Source organism: Kribbella sp. NPDC003557 (assembly GCF_040610805.1).
Taxonomy (GTDB): domain Bacteria; phylum Actinomycetota; class Actinomycetes; order Propionibacteriales; family Kribbellaceae; genus Kribbella.
Genome location: NZ_JBEXMY010000012.1, coordinates 129,421 through 151,740, shown reverse-complemented (window position 1 = coordinate 151,740; position 22,320 = coordinate 129,421). Strand labels below are relative to the sequence as shown.

At 69.9% G+C, this 22,320-nt stretch carries 20 protein-coding genes; 8 read left to right on the top strand and 12 right to left on the bottom strand.

Annotated elements, in window-relative coordinates; all coding sequences use genetic code 11:
* Nucleotides 1-57 precede the first annotated feature (57 nt).
* The 4 genes from ABZW60_RS37980 to ABZW60_RS37965 all read left to right on the top strand — a co-directional run bounded on the left by ABZW60_RS37980 (nt 58) and on the right by ABZW60_RS37965 (nt 4,045).
* The gene (locus ABZW60_RS37980) at nt 58-1,290 is read left to right on the top strand and encodes a hypothetical protein (RefSeq protein WP_355485358.1); all 1,233 of its coding nucleotides are present in this window, start codon (nt 58-60) and stop codon (nt 1,288-1,290) included.
* Nucleotides 1,287-1,934 carry a hypothetical protein gene (locus ABZW60_RS37975; protein WP_355485356.1) on the top strand — a complete coding sequence of 216 codons (648 nt, stop codon included), beginning with the start codon at nt 1,287-1,289 and terminating at the stop codon, nt 1,932-1,934. The genes ABZW60_RS37980 and ABZW60_RS37975 overlap by 4 nt, the downstream gene beginning before the upstream one ends.
* Nucleotides 1,931-3,160 (top strand): hypothetical protein, encoded by a 1,230-nt coding sequence (locus ABZW60_RS37970; protein WP_355485354.1) that lies wholly within the window; start codon nt 1,931-1,933, stop codon nt 3,158-3,160. The genes ABZW60_RS37975 and ABZW60_RS37970 overlap by 4 nt, the downstream gene beginning before the upstream one ends.
* A 117-nt stretch (nt 3,161-3,277) precedes the next feature.
* On the top strand, nt 3,278-4,045 hold the full coding sequence (locus ABZW60_RS37965) for a DUF4097 family beta strand repeat-containing protein (protein ID WP_355485352.1): 768 nt from the start codon (nt 3,278-3,280) through the stop codon (nt 4,043-4,045).
* 1,421 nt (nt 4,046-5,466) lie between these two features.
* On the opposite strand, the gene ABZW60_RS37960 is transcribed toward ABZW60_RS37965, so the two are convergent.
* The 12 genes from ABZW60_RS37960 to paaN form a co-directional block, all read right to left on the bottom strand.
* Entirely contained in the window at nt 5,467-5,715 is a 249-nt protein-coding gene (locus ABZW60_RS37960) for a DUF6458 family protein (protein WP_355485351.1), read from the bottom strand.
* A 59-nt stretch (nt 5,716-5,774) separates the two neighbouring features.
* Complete coding sequence (locus tag ABZW60_RS37955) at nt 5,775-7,556, bottom strand: NHL domain-containing thioredoxin family protein (protein ID WP_355485349.1); 1,782 nt, start codon at nt 7,554-7,556, stop codon at nt 5,775-5,777.
* Nucleotides 7,557-7,598: 42 nt separating this feature from the next.
* Nucleotides 7,599-9,233: a hypothetical protein gene (locus tag ABZW60_RS37950; protein ID WP_355485347.1), complete on the bottom strand. Its 1,635-nt coding sequence runs from the start codon at nt 9,231-9,233 to the stop codon at nt 7,599-7,601.
* A gap of 130 nt (nt 9,234-9,363) precedes the next feature.
* A complete protein-coding gene (locus ABZW60_RS37945; protein ID WP_355485345.1) occupies nt 9,364-10,257 on the bottom strand; it encodes a carbohydrate ABC transporter permease in 894 nt (297 codons plus the stop codon).
* A complete protein-coding gene (locus ABZW60_RS37940; protein ID WP_355485344.1) occupies nt 10,254-11,156 on the bottom strand; it encodes a sugar ABC transporter permease in 903 nt (300 codons plus the stop codon). Before ABZW60_RS37940 ends, ABZW60_RS37945 begins: the two co-directional genes overlap by 4 nt.
* A 43-nt stretch (nt 11,157-11,199) precedes the next feature.
* Nucleotides 11,200-12,483, bottom strand: coding sequence for an ABC transporter substrate-binding protein (locus ABZW60_RS37935; RefSeq protein ID WP_355485342.1), 1,284 nt, complete (start codon nt 12,481-12,483; stop codon nt 11,200-11,202).
* Nucleotides 12,484-12,684: 201 nt separating this feature from the next.
* Entirely contained in the window at nt 12,685-13,716 is a 1,032-nt protein-coding gene (locus tag ABZW60_RS37930) for a zinc-dependent alcohol dehydrogenase family protein (protein ID WP_355485341.1), read from the bottom strand.
* A 15-nt stretch (nt 13,717-13,731) separates the two neighbouring features.
* A complete protein-coding gene (locus ABZW60_RS37925) occupies nt 13,732-14,286 on the bottom strand; it encodes a hypothetical protein (protein WP_355485339.1) in 555 nt (184 codons plus the stop codon).
* The gene (locus ABZW60_RS37920) at nt 14,283-14,846 is read right to left on the bottom strand and encodes a WHG domain-containing protein (RefSeq protein WP_355485337.1); all 564 of its coding nucleotides are present in this window, start codon (nt 14,844-14,846) and stop codon (nt 14,283-14,285) included. Before ABZW60_RS37920 ends, ABZW60_RS37925 begins: the two co-directional genes overlap by 4 nt.
* Nucleotides 14,847-14,889: 43 nt before the next feature.
* A complete protein-coding gene (locus tag ABZW60_RS37915; protein WP_355485335.1) occupies nt 14,890-15,408 on the bottom strand; it encodes a flavin reductase family protein in 519 nt (172 codons plus the stop codon).
* On the bottom strand, nt 15,405-16,784 hold the full coding sequence (locus tag ABZW60_RS37910; RefSeq protein ID WP_355485333.1) for a serine hydrolase domain-containing protein: 1,380 nt from the start codon (nt 16,782-16,784) through the stop codon (nt 15,405-15,407). Before ABZW60_RS37910 ends, ABZW60_RS37915 begins: the two co-directional genes overlap by 4 nt.
* Nucleotides 16,785-16,904: 120 nt before the next feature.
* The gene (paaN, locus tag ABZW60_RS37905; protein WP_355485331.1) at nt 16,905-18,578 is read right to left on the bottom strand and encodes a phenylacetic acid degradation protein PaaN; all 1,674 of its coding nucleotides are present in this window, start codon (nt 18,576-18,578) and stop codon (nt 16,905-16,907) included.
* Nucleotides 18,579-18,649: 71 nt separating this feature from the next.
* Here paaN and paaI point away from each other — a divergent pair, with 71 nt between their 5' ends.
* From paaI to ABZW60_RS37885, 4 genes are all read left to right on the top strand, one after another.
* Entirely contained in the window at nt 18,650-19,069 is a 420-nt protein-coding gene (gene paaI / locus ABZW60_RS37900) for a hydroxyphenylacetyl-CoA thioesterase PaaI (protein WP_355485329.1), read from the top strand.
* On the top strand, nt 19,066-20,268 hold the full coding sequence (pcaF, locus tag ABZW60_RS37895; RefSeq protein ID WP_355485328.1) for a 3-oxoadipyl-CoA thiolase: 1,203 nt from the start codon (nt 19,066-19,068) through the stop codon (nt 20,266-20,268). The genes paaI and pcaF overlap by 4 nt, the downstream gene beginning before the upstream one ends.
* Before the next feature lie 8 nt (nt 20,269-20,276).
* The gene (gene paaK, locus ABZW60_RS37890) at nt 20,277-21,575 is read left to right on the top strand and encodes a phenylacetate--CoA ligase PaaK (RefSeq protein WP_355485326.1); all 1,299 of its coding nucleotides are present in this window, start codon (nt 20,277-20,279) and stop codon (nt 21,573-21,575) included.
* Nucleotides 21,576-21,737: 162 nt separating this feature from the next.
* Nucleotides 21,738-22,265, top strand: a complete 528-nt coding sequence (locus ABZW60_RS37885) for a DinB family protein (RefSeq protein WP_355485324.1) — start codon at nt 21,738-21,740, stop codon at nt 22,263-22,265.
* The last annotated feature ends 55 nt before the right edge of the window (nt 22,266-22,320 follow it).

Below are 22,320 nucleotides of genomic sequence, written 5' to 3'. Positions count from 1 at the left end.
ATGTCGCCGTGCGTCCGTGTGAATGTGTTCAGCCTCGGTCGTCGTACGCTGTCCGCGATGCCCGTCCGATTCCTCACCGCCCTGCTCGCGGCGCTCGCGTTCCTGCCGGCCCTCCCGGCCGCCGCGGAGACCCCGGAGCCGCCCGACCGGATCGCCGCCGCCTGGCGCACCGATCACCTGTTCGTCGACGAGCGCCTGCGGGCCGGGATCCCGGCGACCGAGCTCGACCGGATCCGGGCCGCGATGCGCACCGCCGCCGTTCCCGTGTACGTCGCGATCGCGCCGCGGACGCCGGCGCTGCAGAAGATCACGTTCGACCTGCCGACCCTGCTGCACGCGCGGGTCGGGGCCCCGGGGGTCTACGTGATTGCGGTCGTGGACGGCGACTACTGGTCGACGAACGCCGAGCTGTACCGCCCGGCCGGGCTCCGTGGGCGGACCCTGATCAGCGTCCGCTCGGACGACAAGCGGCGCCTCGACATCGTCTCGGACCGTCCGGCGCCGCAGATCGTCCGCACCATCCAGCAGGCGTCGACGGCGTTCGACGGCCGCGCGCTCCCCGCGGTCCCGGCGGGTGACCTGGAGCCGGAGCGCCCGAACCGCGGTCTCTCGGTCACCGACAAGTCGGACCGGGCGGTGTACGTCGGGCTCGGCGCCGGCGGGCTGCTGGGGCTCGTGCTGACGCTGGTCATCGGGCTGCGCCGCCGCGGCGGATCGAAGCGCACCCACAAGGGGCGGCCGGTCGACGCTTCGCCGGTCGACGCGCGCGGGGTGGAGCTGAAGGCCGACGGGAAGATCACGCAGGCCGGGCGGGCCCTGGCGCGGCTCGACCGGCGTCGCAACAAGACGACCCAGCAGCTGGACCGGCGCGACGACGCGTACCGCCGGCTGGACGCCGCCAAGGCGCTGCGCGCGGACCACGATGACGACGTACTGGCCGCCGCCGGCGCGCTCGTGCTCGCCCGGCAGGCCGAGCGGATCGCGTCCGGCGCGGCCCTCCAGCCGCCGTGCTTCTTCGATCCGACGCACGCACCCGGGTCGGCGAAGGTCGATTGGTCGGACGACGTCGAGGTGCCGGCGTGTCAGCCGTGCGCGAGCATCGTACGGCGGGGGAAGACGCCGCGCGGCCTGCTGGTACCGGCCAGGTCGGGCCTGCTCGGGCACGACCGCAAACAGGTGCCGTACTGGACGCTCGACCCGGAGGACAGCCCGATGGTCGCGAGCGGTTTCGGCGCGTTGTCCGACGACCTGGCGGAGCGGATCACGGCGCGGAAGGACGAGGTCCGATGAGGCGGCTCGCCCTGTTGCTGGTGGCAACTGTTTACCTACTGACCGGGAGCGCGTCGGCGGCCACGCCGACGGATCCCCGGATCACCGCCGCCGTCGCGGCGTGGGCGACGGAGCCGTTGTACGTCGACCCGGACTACAGCTCGGTCGCCGACCGCGCCGAGACGCTCCAGGTGATCTCGGGCGCGAAGGTGCCGGTGTTCGTGGCCGTCGTACCGTTCGGCGAGTGGTTCCCGGAGCAGGGCGACACCACGATGCTGGCCGGCCGGATGGCGGCCGCGAACGGCAAGCCGGGGCTGTACGTCGTGATGGACGGCGACCGGTCGTACGGCGCGATGCATCAGCTCGGTGCGTATGCGCCGAGCTGGACCTACGGCGAGCGCGACGAGTCGCTGAGCAAGCAGCTCTCGGAGTATCTCGACGGTGTGCGGGAGTATCGGTCCAGCACGCCGAAGCCGGCCCGGACCACGCCGCTGCCGCCCGAACCGGAACGGACGTACCCGGAAGAGAAGTTCACCGTCGGCAAGGCGATCGGCAACGGCGTCGGCGGCGCCGTCCTCGGCCTGATGGGCGGCGGCATCCTCGGTGGAATCGTACTGATCGTGGCGGCGCTCTCCCGCCCGCGGCGACGGGAAGGACGCGAGTGAGAACCCGGTTCCTGCTGACGATTGTGGCGGCGGCGCTGACCCTGCTGGTCGCGGCTCCGGCCGAAGCCGGTACTGAGCGGACCCCAGCGGAGCGGGCGCAGGAGATCGCGACCGCGTTGCGCAAGGACCCGCTGTACATCGACCCGGCGTACCGGACCGCGCTGCCCGCGAACCTGCAGGAGGACGTGCGGGCGAAGGCGAAGGCGCTCGGGTACCCGGTGTACACGATGGTGCTGCCGCTGACGCCGAGCGACGAATTCCAGGGCCAGGAGAGCACGGCGCTCACCCTCGTGATGGACGCGCTGCGGCAGCCGGGGCTGTACGTCGTGGTCGACGGCGGCAGCCGCTTCCCGTGGTACGAGCTGCGGGACACGTCGCAGGTCAGCGAGGAGAAGCTGGACGCGGCGCGCACGCGTGCACTCGACGACGAAGGGTACGACGCGGGGCCGACCGAGGTGCTGGCCCGGATGTACGAGCTGCTCGCCCAGCCGGGGATCCCGAAGACCTCGAAGCGGCCGAGCAGCGGCACGCCGGCGCGCCGGATCGCGGACCCGGGCGGGCACGGCTGGATCGTCGCGGTGTCGATCGTCGGCGGCCTCGTCGTCCTGGTCGGCCTCGGGCTGCTCATCGGGCGGAGGCGCGGTTCGGGTCCGGGGCGGCAGAAGACGTTCCACATCCCGCCGCACGTGGCCGCGACCGTGGCGGCCGAGCGGCGCCGGCGGCTGACCCGGGAGACGGACGCGGAGCTCACCGCGCTCGGATCAGAGCTTGCAGCGCTGCCGACGACCGACGGCGTGGGGCTGGCGCACCAGCAGGCCGCGCTCGACGGGCACGCCGCCGCGGCGCGGGTCCTCGACTCTTCGCCTGACCTCGTCGACCTGGTCGGCGCGATGGTGCTGCTGGACAAGGCGCGACGGGAGTACGACGCCGCGGTCGCGATCGCGGCCGACCGGCGCGTGGACGTCGTACCGGACCTGTGTGCTTTCAACCCGCTGCACGGCCGGGCGTCGGGTCGTCCGACCAAGGTGGAGTCCGACGGTACGACGCTGACGCTGCCGTTGTGTGCCGAGTGCCGGCAGGCCCTGAAGCGTCACTCGGCGCCCGCGTCGCTGCCCGGGAAGGACGGGCCCTACTGGTACGAGGACTCGCTCTGGGCCCGGACGTTCTTCGGTACCACCGGGGACGATCTCGCCGGCGCGGTGTCTCGGGGCGAGCTGCGTCGGTGAGAGGGCTTCCCTGAGGGCGGTTCAGGGACGCGTCGGGGGATCTGCCGGATCCAGCGGCCGGACGCCGGAGCCTACTGTCGTTGCGACAACGTGGGTGGGCTCGAGAAGAGGCGGACGATGGCGGAGAACAAGCAGCTCGGAGTGATCCTGCTGGTAGCGGCGGCCGGGCTGGCGTTCTGGCAGTTCGGGGACCGGGACTCCGACGACACGCACAAGGTCGACGACAAGATCTCCACCGTTCAGCTCGCCTCCGGCAGCGCCGACATCACGATCAAGGTGTCCGACGACGACACGACCACCGTGCAGGAGAAGCGGAAGTTCTGGTTCTTCAAGCACGGCGACGCGTACTCGGTGAAGGACGGCGTACTGAAGCTGGACGGCGACTGCGGCTGGCAATGCACCGCCGACTTCGAGGTGACCGTGCCGCGCGGCACCAAGGTCACCGGCGAGAACGGCAGCGGCGACATCCAGATCGCCGGCGTGGCAGGGGTCGACGCCAAGTCCCGCTCCGGGAAGGTCGAGCTGAGCGACGTCGACGGCGACGTCAACCTCGACGTGACGTCCGGCGATGTCTCGGTCCAGGGCCTGACCGGCAAACTCGACGTCAAAGCCAACTCCGGCGACATCGAGGCGTCCGGGGTCAAGGGTGGGGCGAACGTCGAGACCACGTCCGGCGACATCGAACTCAGCCTCACCGAGGCGGCCGACGTACAGGCCAAGGGCACCAGCGGCGACATCGAGATCAGCGCTCCTGGTGGGGACTACAAGGTCACGACCGAATCCAAGCACGGCGAGGTCGAGAACAACCTCGGCAACAACACCACGGCCGCTCACACCCTCACCGCCACCACGACCTCGGGCGACATCGAACTCCGCACCAACTGAGCCAGGCGAACAGCCCCGCGCGGTGGGCCGGGTAAGGAGACCCCGCGCGTGGTGGGCCGGGCAAGAGAACCCCGCGCGTGCTGGGCCGGGCAAGAGAACCCCGCGCGTGCTGCACCGGCGCTTACTTCGTCGCTGCGCTCCTCAGCGCACCGGCTCAACACACTCCCACCCACCCCCGGCTTAACGCCGGAACACAAGCTCCCGGCCAGGCCGGGGAGTTCCGGCTACCGCCGGGGGTTTCCGGCTACCGCCGGGGGGTTTCCGGCTACCGCCGGGGGGTTTCCGGCTGACGCCGCTTGTACCGGCTGACGCCGGGTGCTCCGGCCAGAGGCCGGGGAGTGCCGGCTGACGCCGGATGTTCCGGCTGACGCCGGATGTTCCGGCTGACGCCGGGAGTTTCCGGCTGGCGCCGGGGTATTCCGGCTAGCGCCTGGTGGCTCCGGCTGCCGCCGCCGGGTGAGACGACCCCGCGCGTGCTGCGCCGGCGCTTACTTCGTCGCTGCGCTCCTCAGCGCACTAGCTCCACACACACTCCCACCCACCCCCGGCTTAGCGCCGGAACACCAACTTCCGGCCAGGGCCGGTTGTTTCCGGCTACCGCCGAGTGCTCCGGCTGGCGCCGAGAGTTCCGGCCAACGCCGGTTGTTCCGGCTGCCGCCGGTTGCTCCGACCAGAGGCCGGGGAGTGCCGGCTGCCGCCGGATGTTCCGGCCAACGCCAGATGCTCCGGCCAACGGCCCGGCAGTGCCAGCTACCGCCGGATGTTCCGGCCAACGCCAGATGCTCCGGCCAACGGCCCGGCAGTGCCAGCTACCGCCGGATGTTCCGGCTGGCGCCAGATGCTCCGGCCAACGGCCCGGCAGTGCCGGCTACCGCCGGATGTTCCGGCTGGCGCCGGTGCTGCCGGCTGGCGCCGGATTGTTGCGGGCTGGCGGCCGCGGGTTGCTCGCTGGCGCTCGCGAGTGGCTGCTGGCTCGGCTACACCCGCGAGCTGTGCTGGGGGGTGCCCGGCACGAGCATCGTCTGGCCGGCCAGCAGAAGCTTCTCGGACGGGCGCTGCCTGCCCTGGCTGGCACGCGCCTTTCGCGTGCTGCTGTCGGGTCGCACCAGACTGCTACGCCGTCGCAAGCGCCTGCCGGCAGACCGCGGGTGACTGTTACCGCGTCGCGAGCGCCTGCCGGCAGATCGCGGGCGACTGCTAGCGCGTCGGCGGGTGACTGACCACCTCAGTGCGGAGTAGTACCGCGTCGCGCGTAACTGCCTCCGCGTCGCGGGTCGCGAGTACTACTACCTCGCCACGGCTAACTGCCACCACATTGCGACCGACTGTCAGAGCGCCGCAGACCAACGGCTACGTCGGCCAACTGCCACCGCGTCGACGAGAGCAGAAGCCAACACAGACCTAAGTGAGGCTCGCTACAACTACTCCTTGATGTCGCGGTGGTGTTCTTCCACGACCCGGTATTCCTCTTCTACTGCAGGATCTATGGCGTTCGTCTCGACGCGGCGGCGGCGGTTGGTGATGTAGAAGGACAGCAGGATGCCTGCCAGGCCGGCGAGCAGCAGGATGTAGCCGACGACCTGCAGGTTCACGGCGTCCCAGGTGTCGCGGACGGCGAACGCGAACACGGCGCCGACCACCATCAAGAAGATCCCCACACCGATGCTCATCAGAGCCTCCCAGCGAGTAGCCCTTACACTTCCGACGGTACCCGCTGCCAAACGCAAGCTCACGCGCTCGCGCCGGAAAGAACCAGTTCTACTCGGGTCGGGCCGTCGGGAGTGATACGGACGGGCACTCCCCAGTCCTGGCGGTGCATGTGGCAGGCGGGGAATTCCACCTCGGCGGAGTCGTCGCACGAGGCGGCCTGCACTGCCACGTGGAGGACTCCGGACCCGGCGTGCGGGTCGATGACAAGACGCCGTACGAGATCGGTGGTGTCGCCGGCTCCTTCGCGCAGCAGATTGTCCGGTGTGGAGGAGACCAGCAGCCGCGTCGACGGGCCGTACCGGTCGTCGAGTTTCTGGCCGGGCGGCGGGTTGAAGACGACCTCCAGCGTGACCTCACCCGCGGCCACATCCATCGGCGGCCGCTGTGTCCGCGTGCTGAACTCGTCAGCGGTCGCCGACGCGCCCAGCGGCACCCGCGTCAGGCGGTGCGCGGCCGACTCGACGACGAGCAGCTCGTTGCCTACGACAACGGCTCCGCTCGGCTCGGCCAGGCCGGTCGCCATCGTCTCGACCGTCTCGGTGCGCGGGTCGTAGCGACGTACGGCGCCGTTGTACGTGTCCGCGATCGCCACCGACCCGTCCGGCAGCACGGTCACGCCGAGCGGATGCTGCAGCAGGGCCTCGCTCGCCTTGCCGTCGCGCAGGCCGAAGTCGAACAGCCCGGTGCCGACGGCCGTGTGGACCTCGGTGTCGATCCAGCGCAGCGCGGAGATCTCGGAGTCGGCCAGCCACAACCTTTCGCCGTCGGCCGCGAGACCGCTGGTCTGCGCGAACCACGCCTCCTCGAGCGGCCCGTCCTTCAGCCCTTCGTTGGTCGTCCCGGCCGCGACGACGGTCTCCCCGGTGAACGGGTCGAACGTCCACAGCTGATGTACGCCGGCCATCGCGATCCACACCTTGCCGCCCCACCAGGCGACATCCCACGGCGAGCTCAGGACGCCGGTCCCGTCGCCGTCCATCCACTGCTTACCGGTGCCGGCCAGCGTCCGCACCTGACCGTCGGCGAGCGACACCCCGCGCAACGCGTGGTTGACGGTGTCCGCGACCACCACGTCGTACCCGACCTGGCCGGCGACGTCCGGCGGAAGCACCACGAGCCCGTTCGGCTCGGAGAAGCTCGCCTGGTCGGCAGCGCCGTCCGCGAAGCCGCGGTGTCCCGTTCCGATCCGTCGTACGACGGTGGTCGCGTCGGCGGCGAGCTCGACGATGCTGTGGTTGCCGGCGTCCGCCACCAGGAACCCGTTGTCGAACGCAACCACCTTGGCGGGGAAGCGGAGGTCCGTCGGCTCGGGCGTCGGCGCGACGTACGGCGACTGGCCACGGGTCAGGGTGCCGGCTTGTTCGTGCTGCACGATCAGCTCGGCCAGCAGGGCGTCCAGGGCGTGCTCGTGCCCTTCACCGGAGTACTGCGCGACGATGTACCCGTTCGGATCTACCAGGACGAGCGTCGGCCAGGCCCTTGCGGTGTAGTTCTGCCAGGTGATCAGCTCCGGGTCGTCCAGCACCGGGTGGCCGACCTCGTACCGCTCGACGGCGGCCCGGACCGCGGCCTCCTCGCCCTCGTGCGCGAACTTCGGCGAATGCACCCCCACGATCACCAGCGCGTCCCCGTACTTCTCCTCCAACGGCCGCAGCTCGTCGAGCACATGCAGGCAGTTGATGCAGCAGAACGTCCAGAAGTCGAGCAGCAGGAACCGCCCCCGGAAGTCCGCGAGCGACAACTCCCGCCCACCCGTGTTCAACCACCCACGACCCCGCAACTCCGGCGCACGCACATGCATGCCCCCATTGTCCGCCGCGACGCAACCGGCCCGGCCGCCGGGTCAGCGCGGCAGGATCAGGGTGTCGGTGAGGAGTTTGGCGGTTTTACGGAGGGTGGCCGGGGAGGAAGACAGGTCGGTGGCGAGGGTGTAGGGGGTCAGGGTCTCGCCGGGGCCGACCAGGCGGTGGCGGTGGGCGAGGAGCCAGACGATGGCCCGGGGCCAGGTGGAGAGGCGGGCCTTGGCGAGCAGGTCGGGGGCGTCGCGGACCAGGCGCTCGGCGATGTCGAAGGCGTCCGGCGCATACGACGTGCCGAGGGTTTCGCCGGCCATCAGCCAGGCGTGCGGCGCCAGCACCGAGAGGGTCGCGGCCTGGTGGTTGTCCAGGCCGCGGAGGTCGGGCTGGGGCGGGGAGCCGAGACCGGCGAGGGCTCGGTAAGCGTCTTCCAGGTCGTTGGTCGCGTCATCGAGGAAGACCCGCTCGCCCGGCTTCGAGCCGACCGGGTCGATCATCGCGGCGGCCTCCAGCGCGGGCTGCCAGACGTCGACGGCGTCGACCGCCTCGTCGACGGCGTCCAGCGGCAAGTGGGTCCGGTCGCCGGCGAACTCCAGCCAGGCCTTCACCACCACCGGAACGGCGTCGAAGTAGGTGCTGTCAGCAAGCACCTTGCGCGGCAGCCAGTGCGCGAGGAACAGCTCCACCAGGACGGCGCTGACCCGCAGCGGCCCGCCGACGGTGTGGTCGACCGCGTGGTCGATCCACAACCGCGCGATGTCCGCGGCATCGTCCGGCAGCTCCTCGGCGAACCGCGAGTCGAGGAAGTCGTCGACCAGCTGGTCACGCTGCCGCGGGGTCAGCAGCGGGCGGACCGGCGGGCGGACCGGGCGCTCCGGCATCTGGGTCAGCCGGTTCACCAGCAGGCCGGTGAAGAACTCGAAGTCCTCGCTGACCGGCGGATCGTCGAAGTCGCGGGTCTCGCCGAGCGCCTGCAGGATGATGCCGGCCGCGATCGGCGGGCGCACGGTCCGGATGGTGACCCGGCCGCCGCGCTCGTACGCCTCCAGGACGCGGTCGACCGGCGGGCCGACGAAGACGTCCTTGATGATCGCGCCGAGGTTGTTGTCGATGAACACCACCACGGTGTGCGGATGCTGCTCGTCGTCGTAGTCGAGCACGACGCTCAGCCCGTCACCGGTGATGTCCTCGGACACGATCGCGCTGGTCAGCCGGAACCCGGCGATCCGGGTCACCCACTCGGGCACCTCGTCCTGCGTCCGCAGGCGGGACACGTGGGCTCGTTGCAGCGGCAGCCGCCCGGCCGGGCCGACCGTCCGCGCGAGGCTGGTGAGCAGCACGAAGGACTCGGGGTCGCGGCGCTCGCCGAGCACCCGGGCCGCGTCGGCCCAGAAGAACCGCTCCACCTCGCCGATCTCGTCCGGACGCCCGGCCGGCCACAGCTGGTCGGCCAGCATCGCCGCCGAACGCGCCACCGACGCCTCCGCGATCACCGGGTGCAGCGCGGCCGGTGCGGCGGCGAGGTCGAGGGCCAGCGTTTCGAGCAGCGTCTCCAGCACGGCGACGCTCGGCGTGGTGTCGACGTCGACACCCGCCGGAGGCACGTGCGGCTCACCGGGCTCGGAGCCGACGAGCCGCAGATGGCTGCGTCGTCCGTCCCGTCCGCTCGGAGACTTGGTCACCTCCGTGAGATTACCGCCCGGTGCCGCTCCCTCGCAGGCCCGTCCGCGCGCCCTGTGGATAACCGCCTGCCGACACGACAGAGGGGTTGCGCACCGAACGTTGCGGTGCACAACCCCTCAGGTCGGTGTGTCAGCCCTTCAGCGCACCGGCCATCAGGCCGCCGATGAACCAGCGGCCGAGCACGATGTACACGATCAGCGTCGGGAACGACGTGATCAGGGCGCCGGCCATGCTGGCCGCGTAGTCGACCTTCTGCCCACCGGCCAGGGCGGCCAGGCCCAGCGTCACCGGGCCGTTCTGCTGCGTGGTGAGGAACAGCGCGAACAGGAAGTCGTTCCAGACCGAGGTGAACTGCCAGATCAGCGTCACCACGAACCCGGAGATCGAGATCGGCAGGATGATCCGGGCGTAGGTCTGGAGCAGCCCGGCGCCGTCCACCCGGGCCGACTCGATGATCTCGTTCGGCACGACGGTGGCGTAGTAGTTGCGGAAGATCAGCGTGCAGATCGGGATGCCGTAGATGCAGTGCGCGATGATCAGCGTCGGGATACCCCGGGTGACGTCCAGCTCGGTGAAGGTCGTCCGCAGCGGCAGCATCACCGCCTGGTAGGGGATGAACATCCCGAACAGGATGAACGCGAACACGATGTTCGCGCCCGGGAACCGCCAGCGGGCCAGCACGAACCCGTTCACGGATCCGATCATCGACGAGATGATCGCGGCCGGGATCGCCAGTGACAGCGACCGGACCATGTACGGCTGCAGCACGTCCCAGGACTTGCGCCACGGCTCCAGCGTCCAGACCTCCGGCAGGTTCCACTGCGCGGCGGCCGTGGTGTCGGCGGACGTCTTGAAGCTGCCGACCACCACGACGTACACCGGGATCAGCACGAAGAGCAGGAACAGCAGCAGGATGACGTACTTGATCGTCCGGCTCAGCCGCGTCGTCCCGTCGGAGCCCGCCCGGGGCTTGTGGCGGATCGCGCTCGCGGTGGTGCCGGTGGCGGCATCGACGGCGGTCATTCGTTGCTCTCCTGCCGGACGGTGTACGCGACGTACGGGATGACGAGGACGGCGACGACCGCGAGCATCACGATCGCGATCGCGGCCGCCTTGGCCTGGTCGCCGCGCAGCAACGTGTTCCACATCAGGATCGAGGGCACCTCGGTGCGGAACTGGTTCGGCCCGGTGATCGCGTAGATCAGGTCGAACAGCTTCAGCGACATGTGGCCGAGGATGATCAGCGCCGACAAGGCGATCGGCGACAGCTGCGGGAACAGCACGTGCCGGTACAGCTTGAACTCCGAGGCACCGTCGACCCGGGCCGCCTCCCGCAGCTCCGGCGGGATCCCTCGGAAACCGGCCAGGAACAGCGCCATGATGTACCCGGACAGCTGCCAGACCGCCGGCAGGGCGATGGCCGCCATCGTCGTCCACCTGCTCCCGGCGGTCCACCACGAATTCTCCAGGAAATTCAGTTGGAGGATATGGAACAGCCGGTTCAGTCCGCGCGCGTCGTCACCCTGGGACGGGTTCAGCAACCAGCCCCAGACGACACCCGAGGCGATCATCGAGATCGCCATCGGGAACAGGAAGATCGACCGGAACACGCCCTCGCCGCTGACGCCCTTCTCCAGCAGCAGCGCCCAGATCAGACCGAAGATCAGCGTGCCCACGATGAACAGCACCGTGAGCACGCCGAGGTTCTTCAGCGAGTTGAGGAACCGGTCCTCCTGGAACAGGTTCGTGTAGTTCTCGAACCCGACGTAGTCGACCGTGCCCCCTCTACGCGCGGTGTGCCGATCGGTCAACGAGGTGTTGAACGTCCACGCGATCAGCCCGTACACGAAGTACCCGAGCAGCAGCACGGTCGGCAGTAGCACCAGGGCTCCAGGGCCCCAGGTGCGAATTCTTCCGTGCATGCTCAGCTCACCGCCCGGGAACCGGTCCGCAACTCGACCTGCATCAGCTCGTCTTCATCGCTTGGCCGAGCGCCTGCTGCAGCTTGGCGACGTCCTGGCTCCCGCTGAACTGGCTGATCGCGGACAGGATGTCGTTGTTCTGCCCCAGCGTGCACGCGGCACCGTGGGCGCAGGACGGGACGATCTTGTCCTTCTTCCAGTCCGCCATCGCGGTCTGCTGGTACTTCGGGTAGTCGGCCGGGTTGGCGTCCGAACGGGCCGGAATCGAACCCTTCTTGGTGTTGAAGGACTTCTGGCCCTCGGCCGAACCGACGACCTTCAGCCAGCACTTCGCACCGTCGGGGTTCACACCGCCGGTCGGCAGCGTGAACGAGTCCGCCAGGTACTGGAAGTTGCCCGCGGTACCCGGTGCCGGCCAGTAGGTGTAGGCGGTGTCCGGGACCTTGTCGGCCAGCTGCTGCGCGGCGACCCAGTCACCCATCAGCGTGTAGCCGGCCTGGCCCTTGTTGACGTAGCCCAGCGCGTCCGGCCAGTCGATCGCCTCGCGGTCGGCGTTGGTGAACCCGAGCAGCGTCTTGTACTTGTTCAGCGCGCCCGTGACGTCCGCACCGGACCAGTCGGTCTTACCGTTCCAGAGACCGTCGAACTTGTCCGGACCGAGCTCGGCGAGCAGCACGGCCTCGACCAGCATCTCCTGGGCGAAGCCCTTGGAGATCGCCAGCGGCGCCTTCACGCCGGCGGCCTTGAGCTTGTTCAGGTCGGCGATCCACGCGTCCACGCTGGCCGGGGCCGTCGCGGCGTCGATGTTCGCCTTCTTCAGCACCGTCGGGTTCGTCCAGACCACGTTCGCCCGGTGGACGTTCGCCGGGATCGAGTAGATCTTGCCGTCGACGGTCAGGTTGTCGATCAGGTTCTGCGGGAAGGCCTTGTCCAGCCCGAAGTCCTTGTACAGCCCGCTGACGTCATCGACCTGCCCGGCGTTGATGTAGTCCTTCAGCTCCGCACCGGCGTGCGCCTGGAAGGTGGACGGCGGCTTGCCGGCCTGCAGGTCGTTGGCCAGCACCTGCTTGGCGTTCGAGCCCGCGCCACCGGCGACGGCGGAGTTGACGAACTTGTAGTCCTTGCAGTCCGTGCCGAACACGGACACCAGGCCGTCCAGGCCGGCCTTCTCGCCACCGTCGGCCCACCAGGTGAAGACAGTGACGTCCTTGGTCGCCGATGCGCTACCACCGTCGCTACTGCTGTCGTCGCTGTTCCCGCAGGCGCTCACTGCGAGTAGACCCGCCGCGCTCAGCACCGCGAGGGTCTTGCTCAGACCACCACGCATGATTCACTCTCCGATCAGTCGATGGAGCCGCCTGTGACAACGATGCCCCCTTGACGGCCCAACTCTGGGCACGCGGACTACCGGGTGTCAACGTTCCGCGCAGGCGCGTTGCGCAGCCGTGACCCCGTGCACCTTGACAGTGTGAGAGCGCGCACATTCACGGCTCGAACGGGCACTGCGCGCACTGGAGTTGCGCAAAACTCAGGGTTTGAGCAGTACCTTGATCGCCCGCCGCTCGTGCATCGCGACGTACCCCTCGGCGACCTCGGCCAGCGGGATCTCGGAGTCGAACACCTTGCCCGGGTTGATCTCCCCGGCCAGCACGTCCGCCATCAGGTCCGGCAGGTAGGCCCGGCACGGCGCCGCGCCGCCGTTCAGGCCGACGTTGCGGCTGAACATCGTCCTGATCGGCACCTCGACCCCGTGCGGCACTCCGACGAAGCCGACGGTCGCACCGGCCCGGGCCACGTCGAACGCGGTCGTCATCGACTGCCCGGTGCCGACGCACTCCAGCACGGCATCGGCACCGACCCCCTTGGTCAGCTCGAGGACGGCGTCCCGGGCCGCGTCGCCGCGCTCGGAAATGATGTCCGTGGCACCGAATTCCTTCGCCAGTTCCTGCCGGGGCAGATGCCGCGACAGGGCAACGACCCGCTCCGCGCCCATCCGCGAGGCGGCGAGCACGCCGCACAGGCCGACCGCCCCGTCGCCCACGACGACGACCGTGTCGCCGGCCTTCACCCGCGCCGACCGGGCCGCGTGCCACCCGGTGCCCATCACGTCGGACAGTGTCAGCAGCGACGGGACCATCGAGTCGTCGGGAATCTCGGGCGTCGCGACCAGCGTGCCGTCGGCGTACGGGAGCTTCACGTACTCGCCCTGGCCGCCGTCGGCCCGGTCGCTGCCGTAGCCGACCAGGTTCTGGCAGGCGGTCTGGTAGCCGGCCAGGCAGTGCGGGCAGGTGCCGTCGCTGACCACGAACGGCGCGACCACGAAGTCGCCCGGCTTGACCGTGCGGACCTCGGACCCGATCTCCTCGACGATGCCGACGAACTCGTGCCCGATCGGCCGCGGCTCCTTGACCGCGTTCTCGCCGCGGTAGGGCCACAGGTCGGACCCGCAGATGCACGAGGCAACGACCTTGACGACCGCGTCCCCCGGACCGTCGATCCGCGGATCGGGACGATCTTCAAGCCGGACGTCGAACGCTCCGTGGATCACCGTGGCTCGCATAGGGCCCACACTAGATCAGGCCGGAACGGGGACCTTCTCGACCCGCTTGGCACTCCAGGCCAGCCACACACAGGCGGCCGCGAGCAGCGCGCCGTGGCCGATCCGCAGGGCGGGCGGGCCGAAGAACTGCGGCAGGAACAGCCCGAACCCGACCGCGAACAGGATCGCCGGTACGGTGCGCTGCCGGACCGCGACGATGATCGCACCCGCGGCCATGGTCAGCAGCCCGACGCCGAACATCGTCATCGCGAAGGGGTTGTACCGCACGTCCTCGGCCAGGTCGAGGATGTTCGGCTGGCTCGCCATCGCGTGCAGGCCGAAATCCTCGGCGCCGTAGTAGGGCAGTGTCAGGCCGGCTCCGATCCAGAACACGATCGCCGCCGTGCGGTTGACGTCCAGCAACGCGACGGCGACCAGGATGAAGCCGATCATCGCGCACAGATGTGCGACGACCCAGGCGGTAGCGCCCATCGCGGCGGCGGCGCCGGCGGTGGTCGACTCGTCCTCCCACGGGCGGAGGGCGGGGTAGAGCAGGAACAGAACGCCTGCGACGGACAGTGGGATCCTCATGATTCGTTCCTCAGGCTGGCGAGATACATCCGGACGATTTGGTCGTAGGTCTCGTCGAGGTCCTCGGGCAGGCCGAAGCCGCCTGCCGACTCGACGGACGCGAAGCCGTGGACGAGCACCCGCAGCCGCCGGGTCGCATGCACCGCCGCCGGGCCCTCGAGCCCGTAGCCGCGCAGCGTGGCGTACATGACGCCGACCAACTTCTTACCCGCGGCCTCCTGCACCGGATCGTGCAGCGGGTCCATCGGCATCGCGGCGTACCGCTTCGGATGCGCGGCGACGTAGGCGCGATAGGCGTGCATCAGCGTGGTGACGGCCTCGTCACCGCCCATGCCCAGGACGGCGGCGGTGAACTGCTCGGTCATGTCCTCCAGCACCCGGACCCCGACGAGCGCCTTCAGTTCGCCGAGATTCGTCACGTGCTTGTACAGCGACGGTGTGGCGACCCCACAGCCCTGGGCGACGGCGGCGAGCGTGAGGCCGTCCGGCCCGTGCTCGTCGACGATGCCCAGCGCCACCTCGACCACGGCCGCGGGCGTCAGCGACCTTTTAACAACCATAGCCCAGAGGCTAATGGCATTAGCCAGTCGTCGTCAACAGGTTTCAGATCGCCGCGTAGCGTCCGCGGCGGTGGACCAGGGCGGGTACGTCGTCCGCGGCGAACTCCACGTGCGCGATCTCGAGCTGCACCTGCAGTCCCCAGCCCACCTCGGGCGGATCCTGGTCCACCAGCGTGCAGCCGGCCCAGGTGCTGACACCGACCGGCGCCGGCCCCCAGGCGGTGTCGGTCCAGTCGATCAGCCGGAACGGCCCGCCCGGCGCGGGAGCGACGTACCCGAACGCGTCGGCCAGCTGGCGATGCGGTTCGCCGAGCAGCGACACCACCGCGGTCCTTGCCTCACGCAACGTTTCCCACAGGTCGGAGTCCGGGTCGAGCAGCCCGATCACGTACCCGGGCTCGCCGTCCGCGACCAGCATCGACGACACGGTGAGACCGGCGCGCTTCCCCTCGTACGCCGTCGTCCACAGCCCGACGGGCGACGCCAGCCGCCCGCGCAACCGCCGGACCGGACTCCGCTCCGACTCAGGCGGCAGGAACGGATGGTCACCGTGAATCGTCACGGAGCCACGGTAACCCGTTCTCCCAGGCCGAACCGGTCGATCGGGTGCAGGGTGAGGCCGCTGGAGCCGTGGACCGTCCGGACCGTGCCGTTCGGGTCGAACTCGAAGCGGTAGGACTCGCCGTACGAGCCGTAGCCGTTGCCGCCGGTGACGCGGAGGGAATCGCCGTCGGCCTCGAGCGGCTGCGGCTCGTCGGCCGGGTTCGCTCCGGTCGGGTCGGTCGCGTAGAGCCGACCGCCGATCAGGACGAAGTCGGTGACGCCCCAGAGGTTCGCGAAGCGGCCTGTGAAGCGCTCCAGGCCGGCAGTGTCGACAGCGTCGCCCCTGTCCTTGGAGTCGGCGAGGTCGAGGAGCCGGAAGAGGCCCTCCGCGAGTTGCGCCGCGGGCCCGTCGATCGCATTGGTCAGCACCGACACGACGATCCGCTGCTCGGGGTCGACGATGGTCCTGGTGATGTGGCCCGGGTACCCGCCGCCGTGGCCGAACACGTTCCGCTCGCCGACCTTCGTCACCGACAGGCCGAGGCCGTACCGCGCCTTCTCGTCGGAACCGGTCGTCCACAGCGGGTGCTGCATCTCGCGCTTGGACTTGTCCGACAGCAGCCGGTCGTCGCCGGGCAGGTGGGCGGAGAAGTAGGTGACCAGGTCACGCGCGTTGCCGAAGAACCCGGTCGCCGAGGCCAGCGCCCGGGTGTCGACGTGCTCGATCGGGACGCGCTTCTCGGCGTACGACAGCGCGCTGTACCCGGCGGCGTACTCGGCCAGCCGGGACGGGTCCAGCTCCGGGCCCAGGCCCGCGAGGCCGAGCTTGCCGACGATCGCGGTCTGCACGTAGGAGTTGTACGACGTACCGCTCGCGGCCTCGACCACGAGACCGAGCAGGCCGTAGCCGATGTTCGAGTACTTGAACCGGTCGTTCTCCGGGATCACGGCCGACGACGCCTGCCGCAGGATGTCGAGCAACTGGTCACGGTCCGGGAAGCTCCGGGACAGCTGCCACCAGTCCGCGTCCAGACCGTCGCGCGTGACACCGCCCGCGTGGGCGAGCAACTCACGGACCGTCCGCTCGCCGAGCGGCGTACCGACGATCTCGATGACGTGCTGCTCGACCTTGTCGTCCAGCCGCAGCCGGCCCTGCTCGACCAGTTGGAGGACGGCCGTGCCGGTGAAGGTCTTGGAGTGCGATGCGATCCGGAACAGGTGCTGCTCGGTCAGCGGTACGTCGTTCTCCACGTCGGCGAGACCGTACGCGCCGGAGAACGCGACGGCGTCTCCGGCGTACACCGCGGCCTGGACCCCGGGGACCCGCTGATAGTGCTGGTTGAACGCCAGCCAGCTGTCGTAGTAGGCGAGTACCTCGGTCAAGCTCTGGGTCACGGCGGTCTCCTGGACGGTTCGGCGGATGGAGATCAGAACGGCAGTTCAGTCATACCTTCCGCCTCAGGGTCAGCTCAAAGACGCTTCAGCAGCAACTTGACCGCGAGTCCCGGGAGGCGCTCACCCAACGTGGCGGCGTGACTGAATGACGCGGAACCGGCCCGCTACGTAGGCGCCGTCGGTGTAGGTGGCGTTCGCGGCCGGGTTCGCGCCGGTGCCGTGGAAGTCGCTGAACGCCGCCGACTGGTTCACGAAGACCTGGCCGGTGAGGTTCTCCGACAGCGCGACGCCGGCGTCGAGCGCGGCCTCGCGGGCCTGCTCGAGCACCTTCTCGTCGGTCGAGTAGATCCCGGCCGTCATCGCCCCGTCCTCGGTGACGGTCGACCGGAACAGGTCGATCGACTGCCCGGTGTCGGCCGTCTTCACCAGGAACGACACCGGGCCGAAGCACTCGCGGGAGTACACCTCGGAGTCCTTGGCGTCGATCGCGACCAGCAGCGGCGTCCGGACGACCGCGTCCGGGAAGGCCGGGTGCTGGATCGCGCGCGACTCCAGCACCACGTCGCCGTACTCGTCGGCGAGCTCGAGGCGGCTGATCACGGCCTGGTTCACGATGCCGCCGAGGATCTCGACCGCGCGGGCGTCGTCGCCGAGCAGCTTGGAGATCGCCGTCGCGATCCCGGCGCCGACCTCCTCGAAGGACTTGTGGCCCTCGTCGGTCTCGATCCCGCCGGCCGGGACGAACAGGTTCTGGGTGGTGGTGCACATCTGGCCCGAGTACAGGCTCAGGGTGAAGGCGAGGTTGTTGCTGAGCGCCTTGAAGGAGTCGGTGGAGTCGATCACCACCGCGTTCACACCGGCCTTCTCGGTGAACACCGTCGCCTGGGTGGCGTTCTGCTCCAGCCACTCACCGAACTCGCTGCCGCCGGTGAAGTCGATCAGCTTCACCTCGGGCCGCGTCGCCAGCGGCTTGGCCAGGCCGTCACCGGCCCGCTCGGCGGCCAGGGTGACCAGGTTCGGATCGAAGCCGGCCTCGGCCAGCACCTCGCGGCAGACCTCGACGGTGATCGCCAGTGGCAGCACGGCCAGCGGGTGCGGCTTCACGACGACCGCGTTGCCGGTGACCAGGGACGCGAACAGGCCGGGCCACGAGTTCCAGGTCGGGAACGTGTTGCAGCCGATGACCAGCGCGACGCCGCGGCCGGTGACCGTGAACGTCTTCTCCATCCGGATCGGGTCGCCCTTGGCCGGCTTCTCCCAGGTCGCGGTGGCCGGATACCGGCTCATCTCCTCGTACGCGTACGCGACCGCCTCGAGTGCGCGGTCAAGCGCGTGCGCGCCGCCGGCCTGGAACGCCATCACGAACGCCTGACCGCTGGTGTGCTGCACCGCGTTGGCCAGCTCGAACACCCGCTTGTGCAGCCGGTCGAGGATCTCCAGCGTGACGCCGGTCCGCCCGTCGATCCCGGCCCGGCGCCAGTCCGCGAGGCCCTGCTGCGCCGCGGCCAGCAGCTCGTCCAGGCCGTCCTCGACCATCCGCGGGTACGAGACGTCCAGGCTGATCCCGTACGGCGACTGCTCGGTGACGACCGTGCCCCGCGCGCCGGGGATGTCGAGCGCGTACGTCGTTGCCAGGTGGGCCTCGAAGGCCGCCTTGCCGTCGGCCGCCGCGGTCTCGCCGTACACCCGGGGGCTGGGCGATTCCGGGAACGCGGAGTGGTACCCGCGGTCGTGGATCGCCTTCAGCGCGCCGTTCAGGCGGTCGCGATGGGTTGAGAGCAGGTCGGTGGTCATGCCTGCGATGTTACAGTCGTTGACGCGATCAGGACCAGGGTGTCACAAGGCTCTTCTCGATTGGGCAGCGTATGGACGACTTGGCGGCGCGCGTGGCCGCGGCGATGTGGGCGGAGGACACGGCCAGCGCCGGGCTGGGCATGCGGCTGGTCACGGTCGGCGAGGGCACCGCGCGCCTGGAGATGACGATCCGCGAGGACATGGTCAACGGGCACGGGATCGCGCATGGTGGATTCGTGTTCACGCTGGCCGACTCGGCGTTCGCGTTCGCCTGCAACTCCCGCAACCGGGTGACGGTCGCGCAGGCCTGCGACATCGTGTTCGTGGCCCCGGCCCGCCGCGGCGACCGGCTGGTCGCCGACGCCCGGGAGCGGACCGCGTTCGGCCGGAACGGGATCTACGACATCACGGTCACTCGTGGCGACGAGGTGATCGCCGAGTTCCGCGGCCGCAGCCGCCAACTGTCCGGAACCATCCTGGAGGAGTCATGACGCGGGAGGCCTTTCTCGTCGACGGTGTGCGCACGCCGATCGGGCGGTACGGCGGGGCGCTCGCCGCGGTCCGCCCCGACGACCTCGCGGCGCACGCGATCTCGTCGCTGCTGAACCGGACCGCGCTGGACCCCGCGCTGATCGACGACGTCATCCTCGGCTGCGCGAACCAGGCCGGCGAGGACAACCGCAACGTCGCGCGGATGGCGGTCCTGCTCGCCGGGCTGCCGGACTCGGTCCCGGGCACGACGATCAACCGGCTCTGCGGATCGGGCCTCGACGCGGTCGCGTCCGCCGCCCGGTCGATCATTGCCGGGGACAACCACATCGTGGTGGCCGGTGGTGTGGAGTCGATGTCGCGCGCGCCGTTCGTGATGCCGAAGGCGACGACCGCGTTCTCCCGGCAGGCCGAGGTGTTCGACACCACGATCGGGTGGCGGTTCGTGAACCCGGCGCTGAAGGCGCAGTACGGGATCGATTCGATGCCGGAGACCGCGGAGAACGTCGCGGCCGAGTTCGGGATCAGCCGGGAGGACCAGGACCTGTTCGCGTTGCGCTCTCAGCAGCGGGCGGCGAAGGCGCAGGCCAACGGGCGGCTGGCGGAGGAGATCGTCGCGGTCGACGTACCGGGCAAGCGGGGTGCGGTGACTGTGGTCGATGCCGACGAGCATCCGCGGGAGACGTCGCTCGAGGCGCTGGCCGGTCTGAAGACCCCGTTCCGATCGCCTGGCACTGTGACGGCGGGAAACGCTTCAGGGGTGAACGACGGGGCGGCGGCTCTGCTGGTGATGAGCGCCGAGGCGGTCGAGGAGCACGGGGTGACGCCGTTGGCGCGGGTGGTGGGGACGGCGGCGGCCGGCGTACCGCCGCGGATCATGGGGATCGGGCCGGCGCCGGCGACGCGGAAGGTGCTCGGGCGGACCGGCGTCGCGCTGGCGGACGTCGAGGTGATCGAGTTGAACGAGGCGTTCGCGTCGCAGTCGCTCGCCGTACTGCGCGAGCTCGGACTTCCCGACGACGCCGAACACGTCAACCCGAACGGCGGCGCCATCGCCCTCGGCCACCCGCTGGGGATGTCCGGTGCCCGCCTCGCCCTCACCGCGGCCCTGGAGCTTCGCCACCGCGACGCCCGGTACGCGCTGGCCACCATGTGCATCGGCGTCGGCCAGGGCATCGCGACCCTGCTCGCTCGTCCTTAGGAGTCCTCATGCTCGGTGAAGCCTGCCCGCCGGAGTTGCGTGACGCCGGCGAACGGCTGTCGGTCGACGAACTGCGGGCCCGCCAGTTGTCGTTGCTACAGGAAACCGTACGGCGGGCGTACGAGAACGTGCCGCACTATCGGGCCGCGCTGGACTCGGTCGGTTTCAAGCCGGGTGATCTGCAGTCGCTGGACGATCTGAGCCGGCTGCCGTTCACCGCGAAGAAGGACCTGCGGGACAACTACCCGTTCGGCATGTTCGCGGTGCCCCGGACCGAGGTGGTCCGGGTGCATGCCTCGTCGGGCACGACCGGCCGGCCGACGGTGGTCGGGTACACGCGGCGGGACCTCGACAACTGGGCCGACCTGATGGCGCGGTCGATCCGCGCCGCGGGCGGGCGTGCGGGCGACGTCTGTCACGTCGCGTACGGGTACGGGCTGTTCACCGGCGGGCTCGGCGCGCACTACGGCGCGGAGCGGCTCGGGTGCACCGTCGTACCGGTCTCCGGCGGCATGACGGAGCGGCAGGTGGACCTGATCCGGGACTTCGGGGCGCGGATCATCATGGTCACGCCGTCGTACTTCCTGTCGATCGTCGACGAGATGACCGAGCGCGGCATGGATCCCCGCGACACCTCGCTGCGGATCGGGATCTTCGGCGCCGAGCCGTGGACCGAACAGATGCGGCAGGAGGTCGAGGAGCGCACCGGGATCCACGCGGTCGACATCTACGGCCTGTCCGAGGTGATGGGGCCCGGCGTCGCGCAGGAATGCGTCGAGACCAAGGACGGCCTGCACATCTGGGAGGACCACTTCTACCCGGAGATCATCGACCCGGTCACCGGCGAGGTGCTCCCGGACGGCTCCGAGGGCGAACTGGTCTTCACCACGCTGACGAAGGAGGCCTTCCCGGTCCTGCGGTACCGCACCCGCGACCTCACCCGCCTGCTCCCCGGCACCGCCCGCCCCGGCCTGCGCCGGATGGAGAAGATCACCGGCCGCACCGACGACATGATGATCGTCCGCGGCGTGAACGTCTTCCCCACCCAGATCGAGGAACAGATCCTTCTGGTCGAGGGCCTCACCCCGCACTACCTCTGCGTCCTCACCCGCCCGCACCGCCTCGACGAACTGACGGTCCAGGTAGAAGCGGCCCCCGACCTGGCCGACCACACCACCGCCGCGGCCAACCTGGCCCGCCGGATCAAGGACAGGGTAGGCGTAACGGCCGCCGTCCAGGTCGTCGACCCCCACGCCCTGGAACGCTCGCTGGGCAAGGCGAAACGCATCCGGGACGAGCGCCGCTAGCGGGTTGTTTCACGGCTGGCGCGTTACAACACGCCAGCGGTGAAACAAGCCGTCGGTCATCCGCCGCGTCGTGTGGAAGGCGGTCGCCGACCCGACGCGCATGCCACGAGTCCGGGAAAATGGTTGGTGAGCGGGCAAAACCGGGCGGTACGGTGCGCGCATATGACTCAAGTACAACGGCCTCCGCGCACCGCCGACGAGCGCACCCAGCTGATCGGCTGGCTCGACCTGCAACGCTCCTTCGTCCGGATGAAGTGCACCGGACTCAGCGAGGAAGATGCCCACCGCAAGGTCCTGCCGACCTCGCCGCTGATGACCCCGGCCGGCGTCGTTTCACACCTGCGCTGGGTCGAGTACACGTGGTTCCAGCTCGGCCTGATGGGCGTCCCCGACACCGGCCAGACCCCCTGGACCGAGGGCGGACACGTCGACGCCGAGATGTTCGTCGACGATGTGCCGATCGCCCAGCTGCTCGACGAGTACGACGCCGAATGCGCGCGCTCCAACGCGACGATCGCGGACCTGCCGCTGGACACCCTCGAGCGGGGACCGTGGGCCGCCAAGGGCGAGGCCGCGTCGCTGCGGTTCGCGCTGTGCCACATGATCGAGGAGACCGCCCGGCACGTCGGCCACCTGGACATCATCCGGGAGCTGATCGACGGGGTGAAGGGCTACACCGAACCGGAGTGACGTGACCCGGTTACGCCCGCGCCGAGGGGTGGATAGGATGTCCGGCATCTGGCAC